This window comes from Pedobacter sp. UBA5917 (assembly GCF_002432345.1).
In the GTDB taxonomy this organism is placed as follows: Bacteria; Bacteroidota; Bacteroidia; order Sphingobacteriales; family Sphingobacteriaceae; genus Pedobacter.
In genome coordinates, this window is record NZ_DJDT01000197.1 from 1 (window position 1) to 23300 (window position 23300).

The following is a 23300-nucleotide window of genomic DNA, read 5'->3' on the forward strand; positions in this document are numbered from 1 at the left end:
CCGATACGGCGGGTGTAACAGTAACCGAAGATAATTTAGCTGTGCGTACCAAATATTACGCAAGGGTAAAAGCCAATGCAACCGAGAGTCAGCCCGAGTCGAAATATGTCAGGAGTAGCGCTTTCCAGTTAACCGGCATCCAATTGTTCCTACTCATCAGGGATAACGAGATTAAAGAAAACAGCATCACCCTGCGATATATCCCTACTGTTGGTTTAACTTCTATTGTTCTAACACCTGCAACCGGCACTGCTGCAACCACAACTTTAAGTGCAACCGATGCATCTGCAGGTTTAAAAGCCATTACCGGTTTAACCGCTGGCACCAAGTATACTGCTGAGCTTTTTGCAGGCACAAAAAGTAAGGGTATTACCACTTTTACTACCCTTGCTCCTACTACTTATACGGTGAAACTGAACCCAGGCGATGACCTTGCAGCAGCTATCACATCGGCAACAAATGGTGCTATTATCGGATTGAATCCGGGTACCTATAACATCACCGCGTTAACCACTTTTATCACACAGAAAACCATTACCATCAAATCAACCTCTGGCAACCCAACGGATACGAAGGTTAACTTTAAAGAAATAGATTTAGAGGGAACAGGTGCGGGCGTAACACTTTCGGGTATTGAGTTCGACGGAACTTCGGCAGCGGCACTTTATTTTATTAATTTCATCGGCACACAGGCCGCCAATGGAGCCGCAGCTACCTTTACCAATGTAGTAGTGGATAACTGTATTGCCCATGGTGCCACAACGGCCTTTTTAAGGGGCGATAGAGGAACAGCTGCCCGTGACTTTAAAATCACAGGCATTACCGTAAACAACTCTGTTGTGTATGATATGGGCCTAAACGGCTCTTCGGCTTACTATACCTTCCACCTCAACAAAATGCAGTTTAACAGCCTTACTATTTCGAAATCTACCTTTTATAATGCAGGTCCGGGTTTGGTTACCGCAAGTACCACTTATGCCGGCGATGTTATTCCATCGGTTTCGATTGGCAACTCTACCTTTAATGGTTTTGGCGGCAATGCCAAATATGCATTGTTGGATGCCAATGCAAACCCGATCAGTTTTATTATCCAGAACAGTATTTTGGCCAACACGCCAAAATCGGGTACGGTGGTGGCAGCTGCCATCAGGGGCACAGGTGCAGGAAGCACATTTAGAATCTCGAATAGTAATTATTTTAACCTGTTGAGTGCCTTAATGGGTGGAACAGCCTTAACTTTTGGTCCGGCAACATTGACTAGCAACCAAAGTATCAATCCGGGCTGGACAGCCACTACAACCGATTTCACGCTACCGGCAACCTCCCCTTTAAGAAGTGCAGGAAGCACGGGCGGCCCAATCGGCGACCCTAGGTGGACATATTAAATTATTTTACGAAGGGCAGGTATTTATCTGCCCTTTTTTAATGAATTTTATGCGGAGCAAAGCGTTCGTAATTGCGAGGAGGTCCCACAAAAAAATCGTCCTCTCGACCGGAGCATTGCGAAGTAGATAGATCTGCCTCGAGATGACGAACCGTTAATCAGATTTTTAATAAAAAATGAAAACATCATCCTATTTTAAGTTAATTACAATACTTCTTTTTTATACCTTTTCTTCCCTTCAGGCACGGGCTCAGGATCCGAAATACCCATCAACATTAACCGTTTCGAAAGAGGGCAATGCAGATTATAAAACCATACAGGAGGCTATAAATTCGGTAAGGGATTTGGGCGAGAAAGAAGTTAAAATTTATGTTAAAAAAGGTACTTACAGGGAAAAACTGATCATCCCTTCGTGGAAAACCAGGATTTCGTTTATTGGAGAGGACACGGAGCAAACCATCATTACTTTTGATGATTATTCAGGAAAGCCTAATCCAACCGGTAAAGATATTTTTGGCAATGCCAAATTCAGTACTTACACCTCGTTTACGGTACTGGTTCAGGGGAACGATATCCACTTCGAAAATTTAACCATTATCAATGCTGCAGGCCGCGTTGGTCAGGCCGTTGCCCTGCATGTAGAAGGCGATCGTTTTACGGCAAAAAACTGCCGGTTTTTGGGCAATCAGGATACGCTTTATGCCGCGGTTGAAAATAGCAGGCAATATTATCAGCATTGTTATATCGAAGGCACAACCGATTTTATTTTCGGAAAGGCCACTGTTGTGTTTCAGGATTGTACAATCAAAAATTTAAGCGATTCTTATGTTACAGCAGCTTCAACATCTGCACAACAGAAATTCGGATTTGTTTTTCTAAATTGTGGGCTCATTGCAGATCCATCTGTAACGAAAGCCTATTTGGGCAGGCCGTGGCGACCGTATGCCAAAACCGTGTTCATCAACAGCAATTTGGGCAAACACATTTTACCCGAAGGCTGGAGCGCATGGAAAGGAGATAAGATGTTCCCCGATAAAGAGCTTACTGCTTTTTATGCCGAATATAACAATAAGGGAGAGGGAGCTTCGCCAAAAACAAGATTACCGTGGACCAAACAGCTTACTGATAAAGAGGCTAAAAATTATACTTTAAAAAATATATTGGGCGGAAAAGATCAATGGAATCCCCTCTAAAATTAATTTAACAAATGAAAAAGAACTTCTTTAAATTTATTGCAGCAGGAGCATTGGCGGTTTTATTCTCTTTTACCTTTATCCCAAAGAAAACCAAACTCTACATCATCGGCGACTCCACCGCAGCCAATAAAGAAGAAAAAGCCTATCCCGAAACGGGTTGGGGCATGATACTACAATCTTATTTCAAACCCGACATTACAGTTGAAAATAAGGCCTTAAATGGCCGGAGTACAAAATCGTTCAGAGCAGAAAAACATTGGGACCCAATATTGGCACAGTTGGCTCCAGGTGATTATGTATTTATCGAGTTTGGGCACAATGATGAAAAAGTTGACAAACCGAATATCGGCGTTTCATTGGCTGATTTTAAGCTCAATCTGGTTAACTACGTAAAAGAAACGAGAAGCAAAAAAGCTTTCCCTGTTTTATTGACCCCTATTTCGCGCAGGAGTTTCAAAAATGGCATTTTAATCGATTCGCATGGCGATTACCCCCGTATAACCCGTCAGGTAGCCGATTCGCTGAATGTGCCGCTTATTGATATGCTGGCAAAAACAGAAAGTTTATTAACACGTTTGGGAGATGAACCATCAATTAAATTATTCAACTATGTCGATTCCGGAAATGTAAATTATCCAGATGGGAAAAAAGACAATACGCATTTAAGTCCGGCGGGCGCTAAACAGGTTGCAGGTTTGGTGGTAAAAGGGATTAAGGAGTTGAGATTGAGTTTGGTGAAGAGTTTGAAGTAGAAACAAGATATCGTCCCGATTTGCAATCGGGATGTACGAGAAAGGCGATTATATCGCCAATAATTGCTCTTACCGCATTACAAATGCAAACCTCGCTAATCCTCGTTATAAACGAGGACTATGAATAATAGTTTGTCATCCGCTACCTCAAGCCGTCATTTCGACTGTAGCCTGCCGATTTTTCATCGGTAGCGAAATGGAGAAATCTAACTCGAGATAGATCTCCCGGCTGCGTTGCACTTCGCTCGAGATGACGTATCGGGGGATTTAGCTTAATTTAAACTCCTCAGTCAATAACATTGATTTTTATGCAATAAAATATTCCTCGAAATGACGTCTTGAAGAGAAAACAAAAAAGCCGCAAATCCACAGATTAAAATCTATGTTTTGCGGCTTTATTATTAAGAACTATTCTGCTAAAAAATATACTTCGTACTTAAGAAGTTCGAATCATCTCCTTTAACAATTTCGTTCAATAGCTTTTTATTATCATCTGTAAATTTGGTGGCTACCAACGAGCGGATCGAGAACGAACGCAGCGCATCTACTACAGAAAGCGTTCCTTCTGCACTGTCTTTACGACCGGTGAAAGGGAACACATCTGGCCCACGCTGACATTGGCAGTTGATATTTACACGGCTCACCTGGTTAACCAAAGGATCAATCAGCGAAGAAATTACCGCAGCGTTATTGCTGAAAATACTTACCTGCTGCCCGTGTGGCGAACCGATTAAATACTCGATCGGTTCTTCCAGATCGTCGAAAGGTACAACAGGCACAATCGGACCGAACTGCTCTTCGCGGTACAGTTTCATGTTGCTGTTTACCGGATAAACGATGGCTGGATAAACAAAAGTTTCTAAAGTTTGTCCACCGTTTTTGTTTATCACTTTCGCACCATGCGAAACTGCATCATCGATACATTCTTTTAAATATTCAGGTTTATTTAATTCTGGTAGCGGTGTAAGGTTAACGCCTTTTTCCCATGGCATACCGAATTTCAGTTTTTCTACTTCTGCAGATAAACGTTTTAAAAATTCCTGTGCCAAACTGCGGTGTACATAAACGATTTTAATCGCCGTACAACGTTGTCCGTTGAAAGAAAGCGAACCTAAAACAGTTTCAGAAACTGCTAAATCCAAATCTGCATCCTTGGTAATAATGGCTGCATTTTTAGCATCTAAACCTAAAATAGCCCTTAAGCGGTTTACTTTAGGATGCAGTTTTTTCAGTTCATTGGCAACTTTGCTCGAACCGATCAAGGTAAGTACGTTGATTTTACCCGATTTCATCAATCCCGGTACAATCGTATTCCCACGGCCATAAATGGTATTCACCACACCTTTAGGGAAACTTGAACGGAAGGCCTCTAACAAAGGATAATGCAATAAGGTACCGTGTTTAGGTGGTTTGAATAAAAGCGTGTTGCCCATAATCAAAGCGGGTATCAACGTAGTAAAGGTTTCGTTTAAGGGATAATTGAACGGCCCCATACAAAGTACCACCCCAAGTGGCGAACGGCGCACCTGGGCTACAATACCCTGCTCTATTTCGAAACGTGATGATTGTCTGTCGATATCTTTCAATGCATCAATGGTAGCATAGATATATTCAACTGTACGGTCGAATTCTTTTACCGAATCAGCATAAGATTTCCCGATTTCCCACATAATGAGCTTGGCAACAATTTCCTTTTGCTCGATCATTTTATGGGTAAAGTTTTCTACACAGGCAATGCGGTCGGCAACGCTCATGGTTGGCCATTGCCCTCGGCCATTATCGTAGGCAGCTACAGCGGCATCAAGCGCTTCTGTGGATTCTTTTTCTGTACATACCGGAAAACTACCGATACGCTTTCGTTTCAAACCTTCAGGGGTCTTTACGCATACTGGAGAAAACACTTCATTAAACGGTCCGTTCCATGGTTTCATCTCTCCATTTGAAAGAAACTCTTTTTGATTGATTTCTTCCGCAAGCCTAAATTCATCTGGAATCTGGCTCTCTTCAACGAAAATACTTTCGAGGTTTAGCGATGTACTCAATTTTAATTTGTTGTTAGGGTTAAATTAATGTTAAATCTATAGTTTAAGTATAGATTCGTTTGTATAAAAAGGCTGATGATTCAGAAAGCTTTCCTTAACATCAGCCTTTTGGTTTATTTTAATTCAATTACTTTATATTTTGGAACCAGGGTTTTCATTACAATCCAGCCGATCAGATAACAAACCGAACAGATCGAAAAGATAATGAAATAACCGGCCTCTTCTCCTTTAAAACCCATAAAAACAACGCTGTTTTTGCCTGTATAATCGAACAGCAGACCAGAGCTTTTATTGATGATGAAAGCACCTATACCACCTGCCATACCACCGATACCGGTAATGGTTGCAATGGCTTTTTTAGGGAACATATCGCCAACTGTAGAAAATATATTTGCCGACCATGCCTGGTGGGCTGCACCTGCAATACCGATAATAATAACCGGAATCCAGTAGGTAATGTGGCCTAAAGGCTGTGCTGCCAAAGCCAAAAGTGGGAAAAATGCGAAAATCAGCATCGCTCTCATTCTACCTTCGTAAGGGTTCATGCCTTTTTTATCGACAAAATACGTAGGTAACCATCCGCCAACAATCGAAAGCAGGGTAATTACATAAAGTACAAATAATGGCAGTGCACTTTGTGTAGAATCCATTCCGTAAACCGATTTCAGGTAAGCCGGTGTCCAGAATAAGAAGAACCACCACACGCCATCTGTCATAAACTTACCAAAGGCAAAAGCCCAGGTTTGTTTGTATTTAAAGCAATCAATAAACGAAACCTTTTCTTTGGTCTCTTCAACATAGTCGGCCAGCTTTCTGTCGTTAATCACATCCTGCTGGATATAGGCCAGTTCTTCGGCACTAACCCTTTTATGTAATTCTGGCTTGTTGTACACAAAAACCCATAAACCCATCCATATAAAACCCAGCGCACCGATAATAATGAAAGCCATCTCCCAGCCATAAGCTTTGGCAATAAAAGGGATGGTAATCGGCGCGGCAAGCGCACCAACGGTGGCACCGGCATTAAATATACTGGTTGCAAATGCACGGTCTTTTTTAGGAAAATACTCGGCTGTAGCCTTAATAGCCGCCGGAAAATTGCCTGCCTCTCCAACAGCCAATACAAAACGGGCAAAAATAAAGAGGGTAACACTTACCGAAACCACTAACCCGGTATCGTTAATACCTGCAATTATTTCTTTTGCACCTTCGAAACCCACAAACCAGTTTCCGTTAATAATCCCTGCGGTTGCAATACCGCAGAAGGCATGTAAACAGGCACCTACCGACCAAACCCCGATTGCCCATAAAAAGCCTTTTTTGGTATCGAGTTTATCAACCAACCGACCTGCAAAAAGCATCGATATGGCATAAAAGATAGAGAACAGGGCCGTTATATTTCCATAGTCGTTATTATCCCAATGGAATTCCGGTTTAATAAAATCCGTCCAGGTTAAAGAAAGAACCTGTCTGTCTAAATAATTTATCGTAGTGGCTAAAAATAACAGCAAACAGATGTTCCATCTATATTTGCTTGTTTTGGGTTGGTTCATTTGGTTAGGGATGTTAAGTTTTTATTTGCTCTGCTGAATTAGATCGAGTGCTAATTTGGTATTATCGAATAACTCATCGTAAAGACCTTTGCTCATAACGTCTTTACTGATCAGTTTACTGCCCATACCAACGGCGCAAACGCCTGCTTTAAACCATGTTTTTAGGTTATCAGCATTGATTTCTACTCCTCCGGTTGGCATAAACAGCTGTCCGGCAAAAAGATCTTTAATCGATGAAATAAATTCAGGGCCTAAAATATTGGCTGGGAAAATTTTGATCAGCATGGCTTTATGTTCCTGTGCTACGCTGATTTCGGTCGGCGTCATACAGCCCGGGATCCATAACATACCGATTTTGTTGGCAATTTCGGCAACAGCCGGATTTACGATCGGTGCCACGATAAAATCGGTTCCTGCTTCGATAAAAGCATTTGCATCGGCAGGGGTTTTAATGGTTCCGATACCCAGATAAAGATCGGGCATTTCGGCGTCTCTGATTTCCTTTAGTTTTTTAAAGTTCGGCAAAGCAGATTTACCACGGTTGGTGTATTCGAAAACACGTACACCGGCTTTGTACAGGGTGCGTAATATTTCTACACTTCCTGCTTCGCTATCCTGATAAAAAAGGGGTAACATGCCCTGCTCTAAAATGGCATCTAAAATTTTGTGTTGGTTACTGATCATTGCGTATAATTCTTTTTTCTATATCGGCAACGGTGCTGGTTGTAGCATCGCTTGGGATGTATAATTTATCATAAGCTGCCGCGGTGGCAAAGTTTAAGGTTTCTTTGGCCGATAGCTGGTTGTAAAAACCGTAAATCAATCCGCCCATAAAACAATCGCCACTGCCCACTTTATCTAAAATTTCTTCCGAAACATATTCTTCTGATACGGTTAATTCACCTTCGGTGTAAATAGCAGTGTAATACCTGATGCCTTTACCATGATCGAACCTAAAGGTGTTGGCCACCGCTTTACATGCCGGGAACAATTTTAATATTTCTGCTGAAGTATCGGTTGCCTGTTGTAAAAGCGTTTCTTTGGCGTAACCTTCAGTCGGTAATAAATCATCGTGAAGTGCAGTGCCCAGCATTTTATTGGCTGCCCAAACATTCCCCATAATCAGGGTACAGTATTGAGCAAGTTCCGGCAATACATCAATCGGATCTTTACCATACTTCCAAAGTTTTGCACGGTAATTCAGGTCAAGCGAAATGGTAATGTTTTTTGCGCTGGCAACTTTTAAAGCCTCTAAGCAAACATCGGCAATAGATTGGTTAATGGCCGGACATATTGCACTGAAATGAAACCAGCTTACCTCTTCAAAAACTTCATCCCAGTTAATCTGCCCAACTTTTAAACCGGCATAAGCAGAATTTGCCCTGTCGTAAATTACACCGGCATTTTTAAGGTCTTTTCCTTTCGGAAGGTAATATAAACCCAAACGCTCGCCATGGTAAACCATTGGTGAGGTATCAATATTACGGGCATCAAGATAATCTACAATTTCCCTGGTTACCGAATTATCGGGCACAGCCGATAAATAGGCAGAAGGAACATTCCAAAGGGCCAGTGCTGTGGCTACATTAAGCTCTGCACCGCCAACATAAAACGGAAGTTTATTTTCTTTTAACCATGCACCATCCATATCGGGGCAGATGCGTAAAAGTATTTCACCAAAGCTTAAAACTTTTTTTCCTTTTTTTGATGAAGCGAATATTTGGGTGCTCATTTTTATATTTAATCGGCGTATTTCATGCTGTTTTCTGCAACGGTATGAAAAAGGAAGGAAAACGATTGAAATGAATTGATTCCAATGAAATACCGCCCTAAAGCCTGATTTTGGTTAAAATTTAAAGTAATTTTTTGCGTTAAAATACGAAATATCCTGAACAATCTTGCCAACCCACTCCAAATCGTTGGGTAATTCTCCATTCTCGATATCCTCTCCAAACAGGTTACAAACGATCCTTCTGAAGTATTCGTGACGGGGGAATGAAAGGAAACTGCGCGAGTCGGTAAGCATACCCACCAGACGGCTCAAAAGACCCATGTTTGATAAAGCATTTAACTGTTTGATCATACCATCTTTTTGATCCAGAAACCACCATGCCGAACCAAATTGAATTTTACCGGCAACCGAGCCATCGTTAAAATTACCGATCATGGTTGCAATTAATTCGTTATCGGCAGGATTTAGGTTGTAAATAATGGTTTTAGCGAGTTTATCTCCGTTATCCAAACGGTTCAGAAATTTAGAAAGCATCCTGGCCTGACTAAAATCGCCCATCGAATCCCAACCTGTATCAGGGCCTAACTGTCTTAACATGCGGGCATTATTGTTGCGTAGGGCACCAAGGTGATATTGCTGTACCCAACCTTTTTCGTGGTCCCACTCTGCAAAATAAACCAGCATGGCCGATTTAAATTTCAGGTTCTCTTCGTAAGAAATATGTTGTTTACTGCGGATTTTATCAAAAATTGAGGAAATTTCGGCTTCTGTATAGTCTTCGGCATAAATCTGCTCCAAACCATGATCGGAAACCGAACAGCCATTATCGGCAAAATAATCGTGACGGCTTTTTAATGCGTCGATATAATCCTGGAAACTACTGATGGTTTTATCCACCACGCTCTCCAGTTTATCAATATATTCGTTCAGGCCGGCAATATCATCGCTGTTCATCGCTTTATCAGGGCGGAAAGCAGGCAACATTTTCAGATTTGCACCTTCACGGGCCAATTGCTGGTGAAAATTCAAACTATCTAAAGGATCATCGGTAGTACAAACCACTTCAACATTCATTTTGGCCAATAAACCACGTACAGAATACTCAGGTGTTTGCAGTTTTGCCGAACATTCGTCGTAAATTTTCTGTGCGGTTTTACCCGAAAGCAGATCGGTTACACCGAAATAACGTTGAAGTTCCAAATGCGTCCAGTGGTACAATGGATTACGCAAAGTATAAGGAACGGTTTCTGCCCATTTCTCAAATTTTTCATAATCCGATCCGATACCGGTAATGTATTTTTCATCAACACCATTGGCACGCATGGCCCTCCATTTATAGTGGTCGCCGTAAAGCCAAACCTGGCTCATATTGGCAAACTGCGTGTTATTGGCAATCTGCTCCGGGATGAGGTGATTGTGGTAATCGATAATTGGTAGTGGTTTTGCAAAATTGTGGTAAAGCTTTTCTGCTGTTTTGTTTTGCAAAAGAAAATTTTCGTCTAAAAAAGGTTTCATTCTATGGTTAGATGTATGATATGAAGCTGTTTCCGATCATATCCAGTTAATATTATATCTTTTTATTTGGTTTGAAATGACGCAGGCCAAGGTATTATTTTTTATGCGTATTTCTATTCAATTCATCTGTTCTTTTAATCCCTCGCTCCCGTTTTGTGTCATCACGAACCGGAAGAGTACTTAGTGGTCTGTGGAGACACAGACCACGGGCACAGACCACGGCAGACACAGTGCACTGCCCACGGCGTTAGGTTTTTCTGCACCCAGGACTCAGGGCTAACGACTGCAGACTCACGACTTAAAGACTGACTCCCCGTTTCCATGGAATAAAATCATCCTGATTGAGTAAAACAGCCTTTGGTATTACTTCCCCGCTGGCAGCCTTAATGCAATATTCCAAAATATCTTCACCCATTTGCTCAATGGTTTTTTCCCCTTCAATCACCGGCCCGCAGTTGATATCGATGATATCGGCCATACGTTTGGTTAAGGCATTATTGGTTGATACTTTAATGGTTGGACAAACCGGATTTCCGGTAGGTGTTCCCAATCCTGTAGTGAACAAAATTAGTGTTGCGCCCGATGCTGCTTTTCCGGTGGTGGCCTCTACATCGTTTCCGGGCGTACAAACCAGGTTCAGGCCTGGCTTAGTAGCAGGTTCGGTATAATCTAAAACATCTTCTACCGGTGATGTACCACCTTTTTTGGCTGCTCCGGTACTTTTAATGGCATCTGTAATTAAACCATCTTTGATATTGCCTGGCGATGGGTTCATAAAAAAGCCTGAACCTACATTTTCAGCCGCCTGGTTATAAGCTGTCATCAACTGGATAAATTTACGCGCGGCAGTTTCATCTTTGGTACGATCGATGAGTTGTTGTTCGGCACCGCAAAGCTCAGGGAACTCGGCCAGAAGCACTGTTCCTCCTAAAGCCACCAGTAAATCAGAAGTATAACCTACAGCCGGATTGGCACTGATACCGCTGAAACCATCACTACCGCCACATTTAACTCCCAGAACCAGTTTACTTAATGGTGCAGGCTGACGTTCGATTTTATTGATTTCGGTTAAACCGATAAAAGTTTTACGGATGGCTTCTTTAACCAACTGTTCTTCGCTCTGCGATTGTTGCTGCTCAAAAACAAACAGCGGTTTATCAAAATTCGGACTACGGTGTTTTAAATCCTCCATAAAATCCTTTACCTGTAAATTCTGACAGCCCAAACTCAATACGGTTACACCCGCCACATTGGGATGATCGGCATAAGCGGCCAATAATTTGCTTAGCACCGCTGCATCCTGACGGGTACCGCCGCAGCCGCCCTGGTGGTTCAGGAATTTAATGCCATCTACATTTTTAAAAACCCGGTTGGCTGATGGATTAGCCAATCCGATAGAATTTGGATCGGCTTCTTCTAAAATTTCGCCATTTTTATAAGCCTCTACCAATTGATGGGCATACGATTTATATTTATCGGTTACGGCATAACCCAACTCATTATGCAAAGCCTCACGTATCACATCCAAATTGCGGTTTTCGCAGAATACGGTCGGGATAAACAACCAGTAATTTGCTGTTCCCACACGGCCATCGCTACGGATATAACCGTTAAAAGTGCGGCCTGAAAATTTAGAAACATCCGGGGCATTCCATTCGTAATGGTACGGACGGAACTCATAAGGATCGGATGCGTGTTTGGTATTTTCGGTATCCATTAAACCACCTTTCAGGATAAAATGTTGTGCTTTACCTACCAGTACACCATACATAATAATGTGATCGCCGGCATTCATATCCTGCATAAAAAATTTATGCTTAGCCTGAATATCATCCTGCAAAGTATATTCCTGTCCATCATGGATAACCGTTTCGCCTTTTGCCAGGTTTTGCAGGGCAACAAGCACATTATCGTTGGGGTGGATTTTTAAAATTCTAGTCACCATTTTAAATTGTTCTTTCTGAATGCAAATTACTTAAAGTTTCTTTTGCACCTTTATTTTGTAATAATTCAACGTACGATTTTACAGCTGCGTTAAAGCCGGGATAGTTGTTCAGGTTTTTGCCCCAAAGGCGCCTGTCGCCAAGTGTATTGTCTACAACCGTTTCAGGGTTTTTCCAGTAATCTGATAATATTTCTGCAAATTCATCCTGTACCGGATAGGTTTTTCCGTTAGCGCTGGCTACATAATTCCCACCATCTTTCGCCACATTCATAAAAAGGATATAAGCCGCAACACCCAAAGCGGTAAGTTGTGGCACCTCGTTTTTTAAGGCATAATATTGTCTGATGAGCGGGATGTTACGCATCTGCATTTTTGAAGTAAAGTTTAACGTAATGGCCTGCCATTGGTGTTCTAAAAATGGATTGCTAAAACGGTCGATAACACTTTCGGCAAAGGCAAGGGCCTCATCATAAGTAATATCTTCGTTAACCACAGCCGGTGCAATTTCTTCTTTCATCAGTTTTAGCACGTGGTTGGCGAAATCTTCATCAGCCATGGCCTCTTTTACGGTATTGAAGCCCGCTAAAATAGCCAATCCACAGCTGATGGTATGTGTACCGTTAAGTAAACGGAGTTTTAACTCTTTAAATTTATCGATAGAAGGAACGATGAAAATACCTTTATCCGCTTTTGCGAACGACAAAATTTCTCTTACTTTTTCATTTGCAGATTCGATTGCCCAAAGCCTGAAAGGTTCGGCCATGATCATGAGTCCGTCTTCGTATCCCAATTCGTTTTCGATGGCTTTTTGCTCGGCCTCAGGAAGTTTTCCGGGCACAATCCTATCCACCAAAGTTTTGCAGAAATGGTTCGCGGTTTTTAACCAGTTTTCGAAATCCCAGCCCAGTTTATTCTGAATGGCAAGATCCAATAAAATTTCTTTTAGTTTATCGGCATTATCGCTGATCAGCTCGGTTGGTACGATTACCATTCCGCTTTCGGCAGAACCATTAAAGGCTTTGTATCTTTCGTGCAGAAAAGCCAATAACTTGCCAGGGTACGATTGTGGCGGATTATCGGTGATTTTATCTTCGCTGCGAACTATCCCCACTTCGGTTGTATTCGAAATTACCACCTGCATTTCGGGCTGGTGCGCCGCTTTTAAAATTTCTGTCCAATCCTGCGATGCGGATAAAACACGGCTGATGGAAGCATTGATGCTATTTTCTTCTACACTAATGCCATCTTCAACGCCCTTTACACAAAGCGTGTACAGGTTATCCTGTTCGGCAAACTCATCAGCGCCGCCTCTTGAAGTTGATTTAACCACCAAAACACGACCATTAAAAATACCTTTTTGGTTCGCTTTATCGATAAAATAATCAGGCAGGCCACGCAGTAAAACGCCTGTTCCGAACTGGATTACTTTTTCGGGTAAAGCTAAAATTTCGGCAGTTGGTTTTGTAACCTTGTCGCCGTTAATGTTTTTTAAATTTTCTTTGTTTAAAATCATTGGTAATGTTATTTAACCACCAAGGCACGAAGGCACAAAGTGAGGTTTACAATTCCTTTTTTAACGGGTTATCATTGTCTATTTCCCGTTTGTGGCTAACCACTTTGGGTATTCTTTTTCAATTAATTTTTGTCCCCAGTTACCGTACCAGGCATAACCGTTACGTCTTTCGGGGCTCAGTTCTTCCAGTTTTGTTTTAATGGTATTATCGCGGTCACCGAAAATCGGGGTGTTTTTATCCAGGTCGTAAAAGCGTGCCCAGGTACTGGCAGTATTATCGGCAATCAAAGCGGCGGTTTTAATATTCGTTTTTGGGTCGCTCAGTCTGTCGAAACGGTAGCCGGCAATTTTATAGCTATCAAACCATTTTATTGCTGCTGCTATTGCATTTTTTTCTGCAGTTGAGGGATTTTTAATCCGCATTAAAAACCGCACAATGCCTGCTGATTCGCTTGTGCTCAGCGAGGCTGGCTCGAAATTTCTGGCCTTTGCAGGTAACATCGAATCTTTATCATATTGGGCTGCCCAGATGGTTAAAACACCATTCTGTTTTACCTGCGTTTTTAAAATACAATCGACACCTTTTGCAACTGCTTTTTCTGCTTTTTTAATGTAAGCAGGGTTTACAGTTTCGAAATCGTTTGTCTGCGTGGCTATATCCTGCAAAATATTCAGCACATTGATCATCGCATCGTCGTTGTAGGTAATTTCTGAACGGTACAAAGCTTTATCGGGATAATATTGCGGCCAGCCACCATTTGCATATTGGGCAGACAGGATATAATCCAGTCCTTTTTCGGCAGCGGTTAAATAAGTTTTGTTCTGTGTTTTTTTATAGGCTTTTACCAGATAAACCACCTCTCTGCTGGTAGCTTTATTATCGAAAGTAGCATGAAGATCTTTTGTAGCTTTTATTTTAGCCAATAATTCGGGAGTTAAGGCTGCGCCGTAGTTAACCACGCTTTTATCTTCCAACTGCTTTGGCCAGCCACCGTTACCCAATTGGTACACCAACATTTTATCTGCTGTAGAATCGGTTGGTTGCTGTGCGTAACAGGCCAGCATGAGGCTGCCACAGACCAGAATTAATAATATTTTTATTTTCATCGTTTTGTTTGTTCTCTTCCGTGGTCTGTGTCTTCACAGACCACTAATTATCCCTTTTTTCTTATGCCGTGGTTCGTGATGATATAAACCATTCTCTCTTTTGCATTTATTCTTTTTTGCCACGGAGGCACGGATTAATAGTTTAAGCAAGTCCTTCGACATTTCGTCAAGCTCAATGCGGGCTATGCTCAGGATGACAGCTCTATTTCTTTCCGGGCACCTGTTTAATCAACCAGTTCACCAGATCGTTCGTTGCTTTAAAATTTTCAAAATCTGCAGGTAATTTCCTACCATCGATATATTCGTTATAAAACCATGGATCGCCCACTGCGAAAACCGTTCCCTTGCCATATTTTGCGGTGGCCACAATTACATCTCCATTATCGGTTAAAGCAGAAACTGCCGGATTTTTCGCAACAATGGTCGAGATTTCTTTGATGTACACTTTTTTCGCGGTTTTAAAAATGGGGTTCCCTGCGGGTATTTTTATCGCACCCTGCTCAAAGTTTGCTCCCTGTACTTTGTTCCGGCTATCTTCGTTAAAGTGGATACCAAAAGTTTCGGGAAGGACATTGAATTTCGAGATTTCGCAATTGCCAACATCGTTTAACAGCAATACCAAAACGCCACCTGCTTTTACCCAATCGCTGATCTGTTTGGCGTGTGCAGCATTCATGAAATTTGGATTTGCAGTTTCTTTTTCGGTATCCGGATCTACAATAATGTAAATACTGGTTCCTTTTAAATTAGCAGTTGCTGGAGCAGCTTTAAGCGTAGTTGTTTTTAAGCCGGCATCGTTAAATACTTTGCCGAATAACGAAAAACCGTTGTTATCATCTTCGTCCCAAAGGTAATGGAAAGGGATTTTGTCGCCTGTTGGCCCGGTTGTGTATTCGTTGTTAAAGAAATTATCAACGGTTACGGTTAAACCTTTGCCCGGTTTTGGTAACTGATCAACTTCCATTTCAGCAGCGGCACAAACAAATGCACCCATGCCTTTAGGATCATTCGTGATTACCTTTTCACTGATGTAATAATCGAAACTGCCATCGCGGTATTTAGGTTTTCCGCCCAGGCCCGATACGGAAACTGTTTTGGTGAGATTTACCCTTTCATCGCCTGCTTTTTCGATAAATTCTTTCTTTAAACCGGCATAACCTTTATTTGCGGCAACCATAAAAGATGGTGCCAGCCAGCCCTTGCGTACTCCTTTGGCCAGGCCGTATACAAACATGCTCGATGCCGAACTTTCCAGATAATTTCCTTTACGGGTTGGCATATCCAAAATATCAAACCAAACACCCGATTTCGGATCCTGGTATTTTACCGCAGCGGTTGCCGTGCGGTTTAAAATGGCAAGCAATTCTTTACGCTGTGGATGATCGGCCGGAAAATTATCCAATACATCAACCAATGCCATGATGTACCAGCCCATTGCCCTGGCCCAAAAGTTTGGCGATCTACCAGTGGTTTTATCGGCCCATTGCTCTGTCCTGCTTTCATCGTAACCGTGGTACAACAAACCGGTTTTGGCATCCCTGGCATTTTTTTCCATTACGATAAACTGTTTCGCAATGTCATCAAAGGCAGCATCCTTTTTCATCAGCTTTGCGTATTCTGCGTAAAAAGGTTCGCCCATGTATAAGCCATCCAGCCACATCTGGTTTGGATAAATTTTCTTGTGCCAAAAACCACCTTCTTTGGTACGCGGCTGTTTTTGTAACTGATCGTACAATTTAGTCGCTGCTAAAAGGTATTTCTGCTGTAAGGTAACTTTGTACAACAACAACAAAGCGCGGCCGTTTTTGATGTTATCGATGTTAAAATCATCGGGTTTATAGGTGGTGATATTGCCTTCTTTATCCAGGTAGGCATCCATCGAACTCTGGATGTATTTAAAATATTTTCCTTCGCCGGTGTTGCGCCAAACTGCTGCAGCACCCTCAAGCACAACGCCCATATCGTAACTCCATCTAGGTCCTTTGGCACCTTTCAGGACAGTCGTATCCTGAAAAAGTTTCTCCATTGCCGTTAGGGTTAACTGTTCCGACAATTTTTTCTGGGCGAATCCACTTTGCGTTAAAATGGAAAAACCGATAAGTATAGTTGCTTGATATAGAGTTGATTTCTTCATTTTACGTTATTTTGAAATTTCCAATGCTTTTTTATCCACCTCTGTTGCCAAAAGTGAAGCCATTTTTGCTTTGGACACATCTGTTCCGCTGATTTTTACACCTTTTGATTTTTCGCCCGAAACATCAAATAAAACCTTACTGTTAGCCGGGTAAGTGAGTTTACTGATGTTGATATTGGACCCGTTCTGGATCATTACCACCGGACTGGTATCATCGGTAATTACATTTACATTTTTCAGGAAAATACCGGCAGCTTCAATAATTTCGATGCCTTTTTTCGCTTTTATGGTTACGTTTTCAAGGTGTACATCTTTGATGTTCATTTCGGGCAGCCCCCTGAAAAATATTGCTTTTTCGGCACCATTGGCTACCACATCCTTAATATAAAAATTCCTGAACTGCGGGGTAGCTTCGGTAACAGGCACCGTTACCGTTTTAATGGCTTCGCGTTTCTCTCCAGCTAATGGAACCGGATCAACCGCAGCATAATACATATCGAACAGGATGGCTTCGCCGGGGATATCGATCATGTTGATATTATTGATATAGATATTTTCTACCACACCGCCACGGCCACGCGTTGTTTTAAAACGCAGACCGATATCGGTACCGATAAAGGAACAATCGTATACCCAGATATTTTTGGCACCACCACTCATTTCACTGCCGATTACAAAACCGCCATGTGCATGGTAAACGATGTTATTTCTTACAATTACATTTTCGGTTGGCACACCACGTTTACGCCCGGCTTCGTCCCTGCCCGATTTGATGCAGATCCCATCGTCGCCAACATCAAAAGTGCTGCCCTCTATCAATACATTTTTGCACGATTCTACATCAACACCATCGCCATTTTGTGCAAACCATGGGTTTTTTACCTGTAAATTTCTTAGTGTTAAATCTTCGCAGAGCAATGGGTGTAAATTCCATGCCGGCGAATTCTGAAAAGTAACACCTTCTAAAAGTATTTTTTTACAGCCGGTTAATACCAATAAATTGGGGCGGAGAAAATCTTTGATATCATCATAATCTGCCGCAGTTTTTCCTGCTTCGATTACACCTGCATTTTTGGTATTCGAACCTTTAACGGTTTTCTCTGATGGATACCACATTTTGCCGTCGGCTTTAACGATTCCGCCCGATGCAACCAGGTTTTTCCATTGTGTTTCGGTAAGTTTATCTTTTTTAACCATGCGCCATGCACCACCGTTACCATCAATGATCCCGCTTCCGGTAATGGCAATATTTTCGAGATTTACACCCGAAATTGGACTCTGGTTCCGCCATGCCGGCTGACCTTCCCAATTCCCTTGAACGAGTTTATACTGATTAAAATCGGCAGTAAACTGAAGAATGGCATCGCGTTTTAAATGCAGGTTTACGTTACTTTTTAACTCGATAGGTCCTGTTAACCATAAACCTGAAGGAACCAACACCACCCCGCCTCCTTTTTGGCTTACACTGGCAATGGTTTTATTAATACTTTGGGTATTCAGGGTTATACCGTCGCCTTTTGCACCAAAGCTGATAATGCTTGTGGTATCTTTTTTAAATTTAACCTGCTGTATAACGGGTAAGCTTTGCTTTTGTTGGGCTATAGCCGTTGCAGAAGATAAAATCAAACATGCGAGAGCTATTTTAATATGGCATAAACTACCAGAAATATGTTTCATTATTTGCGCTGTTAAATTATACTTGGTTATTGTAATAACAAGTGTACGTTGTTTGCATTTAAAACAGAAGAGAAATCTATGCAATCGTTACCGGAAACCAAAGCAAAAAAGCGCCCTAAAAAAGGCGCTTAATAACTATATATCAACAAGTTAAATGCGTTATTTAACTTCAGGAACCCAACCTCGGAAAACGTTTTCCAAAATATAGTCCCTGTACTCATTATCAGTTAATTGGTGCGACCAAACGGCCCTGTTTTTTGGATCGGCACCCTTGCCGGTACTTTTATATTCAGCATAATAAGCTGTTTTTTCGTTGCTCTCTTTGCCCCAGTTGTTCCAGCCTTCGGGGCGGATAAAATCGGGCATTTCGCAATTAAGGTAAGCTACTTTGGCATAAGGCCTCCATGGGCGGCCCAGGTAAAAACTATTGACGGACGCATCTCCCCTGATTTTACACTTATTGAATACATAGCCGAATTTGGTGGTATCGGCGGTTGAGGCAGCAGTAATGTAACCGGCTTTTTTGCAAAAAAGGGTACAGCTTTCGAACCATGCCGTAGAAGCTCCAAAAATAAAATCGACCGTTCCCTCTATGTAACAGTTTTTATAATATTGGCGGTTATTGCCTCCATAGGTGTAAAGTGTATCCTGAAAACCTAAAAACCTGCAGTTGATAAATACCAGTTTATCGCCACCGGCCCAAACGGCAACGGCCTGCCCAACGGGGCCTGATGAATTTTCGAAGGTGATGTTCTCGGCAGAGAAACCTTCGCCATAAATGTAAAAACTTGATGAACCTGAGGTACCTTTTTCTTCGCCAAAAGCATTTTTCTTCTGGGCATAATCATCGTAGGTTAAAATAGTTTCATTCAGACTCTCGCCAATAAACTTTACATTCTTTTTTGAGGCCGCGAGGATCAGTTTTTCTTTGTAAATACCTTTTCTGATCAGAATTACTGTTGTTTTGTTCCTAAAATCGGGTACGGCATGGATGGCTTCCTGTACGGTTTTAAAGTTTCCACTGCCATCTGCTGCCACCACAAAATCGGGTTTAACATCAATGGCATTTGCAACCGATGAAATAAAAACAAGAAAAAATAAAATGATCGCTCTCATATTGATCTGGTTAGGTTATAATTAAAATCGGCCACGTAAAAGTATAAATCTTAACGCAGCCGTGTTTTAAAAATATATGATGAACAATTTTAATCATTAATATCGAAGCGGAAGAAGTTTCTGCCGGATTAAACATTGCAAACGATGTCGGGAACGATTGCACAATATCACCTTGCCCGTAAATAAAAAAAGAGTTAACCTTGTTGGTAGGCTAAGTCATCAATTGCATCTTAGGGTTAGACCCTGAATCGAGTTCAGGGTGACGATCAGCTGTTATTAACCAAATATTGCCACAAATATCATTGCAAGATGAAATATCTATACAGTTTCACCCTAATTTTAGGCCTTAGCATAAATGTATTCGCCCAACAAAAGCCGGATAAACCCTATGTATCCAAGGTTTGGGTTGCCGATCAGGGAAATGGAACCTATAAAAACCCGGTTATCAATGCCGATTATTCCGATCCGGATGCCATACGTGTAGGCGACGATTTTTATCTTATTGCTTCCAGTTTTGACGCCATTCCGGGCTTACCGATTCTGCATTCGAAAGATCTGGTGAACTGGAAAATTATCGGTCATGCTTTAAAACGCCAGCCACCTTTCGAACATTTTGAAAAAACACAACATGGTAATGGAGTTTGGGCGCCTTCTATCCGCTACCACAATGGCGAATTTTACATTTATTACCCTGATCCCGATTTCGGTATTTATTTAACCAGGGCAAAAAGCATAACAGGCGAGTGGAGTACCCCAAAATTGGTTGTGGCAGGTAAAGGTTTGATAGATCCCTGCCCACTTTGGGATGAAGATGGTAAAGCCTACCTGGCCTACGCTTACGCAGGTAGCCGTGCAGGGATAAAAAGTGTATTGGCTGTAATGCCGTTAACAGGCGATGGTTCGCAGGCCACGGAAACCGGCAGAATTGTATACGATGGGCATGAACTCGATCCAACCATCGAAGGACCGAAGTTTTACAAACGCAATGGTTATTACTATCTATTTGCACCGGCGGGAGGCGTTTCTACAGGGTGGCAGCTTGTATTACGGAGTAAAAATATTTATGGCCCCTACGAAAGAAAAGTAGTGATGGATCAGGAGAAATCTTTGGTAAATGGTCCGCATCAGGGTGCCTGGGTAAACACACAGATCGGCGAAGACTGGTTCCTCCACTTTCAGGACAAAGATGCTTACGGCCGTGTAGTGCATTTACAACCTATGAAATGGCTTAATAACTGGCCGGTTATCGGGCTTGATGCAGATGGTGATGGAAAAGGCGAACCGGTTAGTACTTATAAAAAACCAAATGTGGGTAAAGTTTATCCGATTGAAACGCCGGTAGAAAGTGATGAATTTGACAAAGAAAAATTAGGTTTGCAATGGCAATGGCAAGCCAATCCGCAGCCAACATGGTTATTTACCGATGCAGCCAAAAGTGTATTAAAACTATATACTTCGAAAATACCCGATGAAGCGAAAAACCTGTGGGATGTTCCGAACTTATTGATGCAAAAATTCCCGGCCGATGAATTTATAGCTACCACAAAACTTTTGTTTAAACCCAACCCAAAATTAGAAAACGAAAAAACAGGTTTAGTGGTAATGGGGAGAAGTTATGCAGAAATCAGCATTAAAAGTAAAAAAGATGGATTGTACCTGTTTTATGGCACCTGCCAAAATGCTGATAAGGGAAAAACAGAGAACGAAAAGGAAATTACCAAACTAAATCAAACAGCTATCGGATCGGGCACAGTTTACTTCCGCGTAAAAGTTACTGCGGGAGCAAAATGCCAATTTAGTTATAGCGAAGATGGAATAAACTTCAGTAACGTGGGTGATGAATTCCAGGCTACTGCAGGACAATGGATCGGCGCTAAAATAGGAATATTTGCTATTAGGGATACACAAACTAATGATTCAGGAATTGCAGAATATGATTGGTTCCGTATAGAAGCTTTAAAATAAAAGTTATGAAAAAGTATTTTATTACCGCTTTTGCATTAGCAATTGTACTCATGTCGTTCAGCATGAAACTGAAACCGGTTAAAGTTTACCTCATTGGCGATTCTACGGTTGCCGATTATACTTTGGATGAAGGTTACCTGCAAAAGAAATACCCGATTACGGGCTGGGGACAGGTTTTTCAACAATTTCTGACAAAAAATAGCTTAAAAAAATTAACTAACCTGATTAAAAGCGATAGCGCTTTGGTTATCGACAAAGCAAAAGGCGGCAGAAGTACCCGGACTTTTTTTGAAGAGGGGCGATGGAAAGAGGTTTTATCTACTCTGGAAAAGAACGACCTGGTATTGATCCAATTCGGGCATAACGATGCCGCGAAAGATAAACCTGAACGTTATGTAGACATTCCGGGCTACAAAACTTTTTTGAGCATGTATGTAAAAGAAACAAGGGAAAAAGGCGCCCTACCGATCCTTATCACACCTGTTACCCGGAACTATCCCTGGAAAGATGGTAAACTTGGCAGTGCACATGGCGAATATCCACAGGCAGTAAAAGATGTTGCCAAAGAACTAAATGTACCAATCATCGATCTTACCTCGCTTTCGGCAGCATTTTTTACCGCAAAAGGAAACGACTTTGTAAGTAAACATTACTTCATGAATTTAGATTCGGGCAAATATGAAGCTTATCCGAAAGGCCAGAAAGACAATACACATTTCCAACCGGAAGGCGCAAAGGAAGTAGCAAGGCTGGTTTATGAGGGATTGAAGGAGATTAATAAAGTTAAATAGTTTTTTAACCACGATTTTCTAGTAGACCTCGCAGGTTTAATTCGTGTCTTATATTGCTTTTAACGGCCTCATTGAGGGCTGCGCCGTTTAGAAAACCTGCGAGGTCTGTAGTGATTTTATCCCACCATTACTTTTGCTGTAATTGCCAGTCTGTTCCAGGCGTTAATGGTAACAATGGCCATAATGATCTGCGCCAATTCTGATTCGCTAAAAAAGCCTGCGGCCTTTTGATAAGTAGCATCAGAAACGTGGTTGGTAATTAAGGTTACTTCTTCAGTTAAAGCTAAAACTGCTTTTTCTTTTTCAGTAAATAAAGTTGTTTCTTTCCATGCATTTAAAAGGTACAAACGTTGTTCGGTTTCGCCTATTTTACGCGCATCGGTAGAGTGCATGTTTAAGCAAAATGCACAGCCGTTAATTTGCGAGGCACGCATTTTAATCAGCTCTAAAAGAATCGGATCTATTTTGCTGGTTGATAAATATTTCTCTAAACCGTACATGGCCTGATAAGCTGCAGGTTCTACTTTTGGGATATCAATTCTACTTTCCATTTTATTTGTTTTTTGATTACGATGTAAAGGTCGGCAACTTAAAAAGCAAAAAACTTAATCTAGTTCAAGAAATGGATTTTGTAGCCGGAAAGGTTGGGTATAGCAGTAATTCTGACCACAAAGGCACGAAGACACAAAGTTTTAAATGTTTTATGATTTCAATATCTTGCTTGATCGCACACTCAAGCGTTCCGTCATTCCACTGCTGTGGTTCGTGTCTCCACTAATCACCAGATTGCATACAAAATATCTTATTTTAACCACGAATGCACGGAAACACGGATAACATATCGTGTAAAATAGCTTAGTGGTTCGTGGAGACACGAA

General features: G+C 41.6%; 17 protein-coding genes. 5 read left to right on the forward strand and 12 right to left on the reverse strand.

From position 1 onward, the window contains the following. From B2V92_RS12945 to B2V92_RS12955, 3 genes are all read left to right on the forward strand, one after another. Positions 1–1385 (forward strand): DUF4957 domain-containing protein (locus tag B2V92_RS12945; RefSeq protein ID WP_293308653.1); only part of this gene is annotated, 1385 nt, incomplete at its 5' end. 175 nt (positions 1386–1560) lie between these two features. Then, positions 1561–2577 (forward strand): pectinesterase family protein, encoded by a 1017-nt coding sequence (locus B2V92_RS12950; protein WP_293308655.1) that lies wholly within the window; start codon positions 1561–1563, stop codon positions 2575–2577. Positions 2578–2591: 14 nt separating this feature from the next. Beyond that, positions 2592–3332 (forward strand): rhamnogalacturonan acetylesterase, encoded by a 741-nt coding sequence (locus B2V92_RS12955; RefSeq protein WP_293308658.1) that lies wholly within the window; start codon positions 2592–2594, stop codon positions 3330–3332. Between the two features lie 416 nt (positions 3333–3748). Here the strand turns inward: B2V92_RS12955 and B2V92_RS12960 are convergent, their stop codons facing one another. The 11 genes from B2V92_RS12960 to B2V92_RS13010 all read right to left on the reverse strand — a co-directional run bounded on the left by B2V92_RS12960 (position 3749) and on the right by B2V92_RS13010 (position 19666). Further along, positions 3749–5374: an NADP-dependent glyceraldehyde-3-phosphate dehydrogenase gene (locus B2V92_RS12960; RefSeq protein WP_293308660.1), complete on the reverse strand. Its 1626-nt coding sequence runs from the start codon at positions 5372–5374 to the stop codon at positions 3749–3751. Positions 5375–5487: 113 nt separating this feature from the next. Further along, on the reverse strand, positions 5488–6927 hold the full coding sequence (locus B2V92_RS12965; protein ID WP_293308663.1) for an MFS transporter: 1440 nt from the start codon (positions 6925–6927) through the stop codon (positions 5488–5490). A gap of 21 nt (positions 6928–6948) precedes the next feature. Continuing rightward, entirely contained in the window at positions 6949–7611 is a 663-nt protein-coding gene (locus B2V92_RS12970; protein ID WP_293308665.1) for a bifunctional 4-hydroxy-2-oxoglutarate aldolase/2-dehydro-3-deoxy-phosphogluconate aldolase, read from the reverse strand. Continuing rightward, a complete protein-coding gene (locus B2V92_RS12975; RefSeq protein ID WP_293308667.1) occupies positions 7601–8659 on the reverse strand; it encodes a sugar kinase in 1059 nt (352 codons plus the stop codon). Before B2V92_RS12975 ends, B2V92_RS12970 begins: the two co-directional genes overlap by 11 nt. A 114-nt stretch (positions 8660–8773) precedes the next feature. Next, on the reverse strand, positions 8774–10174 hold the full coding sequence (gene uxaC / locus B2V92_RS12980; RefSeq protein WP_293308669.1) for a glucuronate isomerase: 1401 nt from the start codon (positions 10172–10174) through the stop codon (positions 8774–8776). Positions 10175–10472: 298 nt separating this feature from the next. After that, positions 10473–12119 carry a UxaA family hydrolase gene (locus B2V92_RS12985; RefSeq protein ID WP_293308671.1) on the reverse strand — a complete coding sequence of 549 codons (1647 nt, stop codon included), beginning with the start codon at positions 12117–12119 and terminating at the stop codon, positions 10473–10475. 1 nt (position 12120) lies between these two features. Further along, the gene (locus B2V92_RS12990; RefSeq protein WP_293308674.1) at positions 12121–13632 is read right to left on the reverse strand and encodes a tagaturonate reductase; all 1512 of its coding nucleotides are present in this window, start codon (positions 13630–13632) and stop codon (positions 12121–12123) included. 78 nt (positions 13633–13710) lie between these two features. Beyond that, the gene (gene pelA / locus B2V92_RS12995) at positions 13711–14739 is read right to left on the reverse strand and encodes a pectate lyase (protein ID WP_293308676.1); all 1029 of its coding nucleotides are present in this window, start codon (positions 14737–14739) and stop codon (positions 13711–13713) included. A gap of 202 nt (positions 14740–14941) precedes the next feature. Next, entirely contained in the window at positions 14942–16873 is a 1932-nt protein-coding gene (locus tag B2V92_RS13000) for a glycoside hydrolase family 88 protein (RefSeq protein ID WP_293308678.1), read from the reverse strand. 6 nt (positions 16874–16879) lie between these two features. Further along, positions 16880–18550, reverse strand: a complete 1671-nt coding sequence (locus B2V92_RS13005; RefSeq protein WP_293308681.1) for a glycoside hydrolase family 28 protein — start codon at positions 18548–18550, stop codon at positions 16880–16882. A gap of 159 nt (positions 18551–18709) precedes the next feature. After that, on the reverse strand, positions 18710–19666 hold the full coding sequence (locus tag B2V92_RS13010; protein ID WP_293308684.1) for a pectinesterase family protein: 957 nt from the start codon (positions 19664–19666) through the stop codon (positions 18710–18712). A 309-nt stretch (positions 19667–19975) separates the two neighbouring features. Between B2V92_RS13010 and B2V92_RS13015 the strand changes: the two genes are divergently transcribed. Further along, positions 19976–21631, forward strand: a complete 1656-nt coding sequence (locus tag B2V92_RS13015; RefSeq protein WP_293308686.1) for a glycoside hydrolase 43 family protein — start codon at positions 19976–19978, stop codon at positions 21629–21631. Between the two features lie 5 nt (positions 21632–21636). Beyond that, positions 21637–22422 carry a rhamnogalacturonan acetylesterase gene (locus B2V92_RS13020; protein ID WP_293308688.1) on the forward strand — a complete coding sequence of 262 codons (786 nt, stop codon included), beginning with the start codon at positions 21637–21639 and terminating at the stop codon, positions 22420–22422. A gap of 116 nt (positions 22423–22538) precedes the next feature. On the opposite strand, the gene B2V92_RS13025 is transcribed toward B2V92_RS13020, so the two are convergent. Beyond that, positions 22539–22973 (reverse strand): carboxymuconolactone decarboxylase family protein, encoded by a 435-nt coding sequence (locus B2V92_RS13025; protein WP_293308690.1) that lies wholly within the window; start codon positions 22971–22973, stop codon positions 22539–22541. Between the last annotated feature and the right edge of the window lie 327 nt (positions 22974–23300).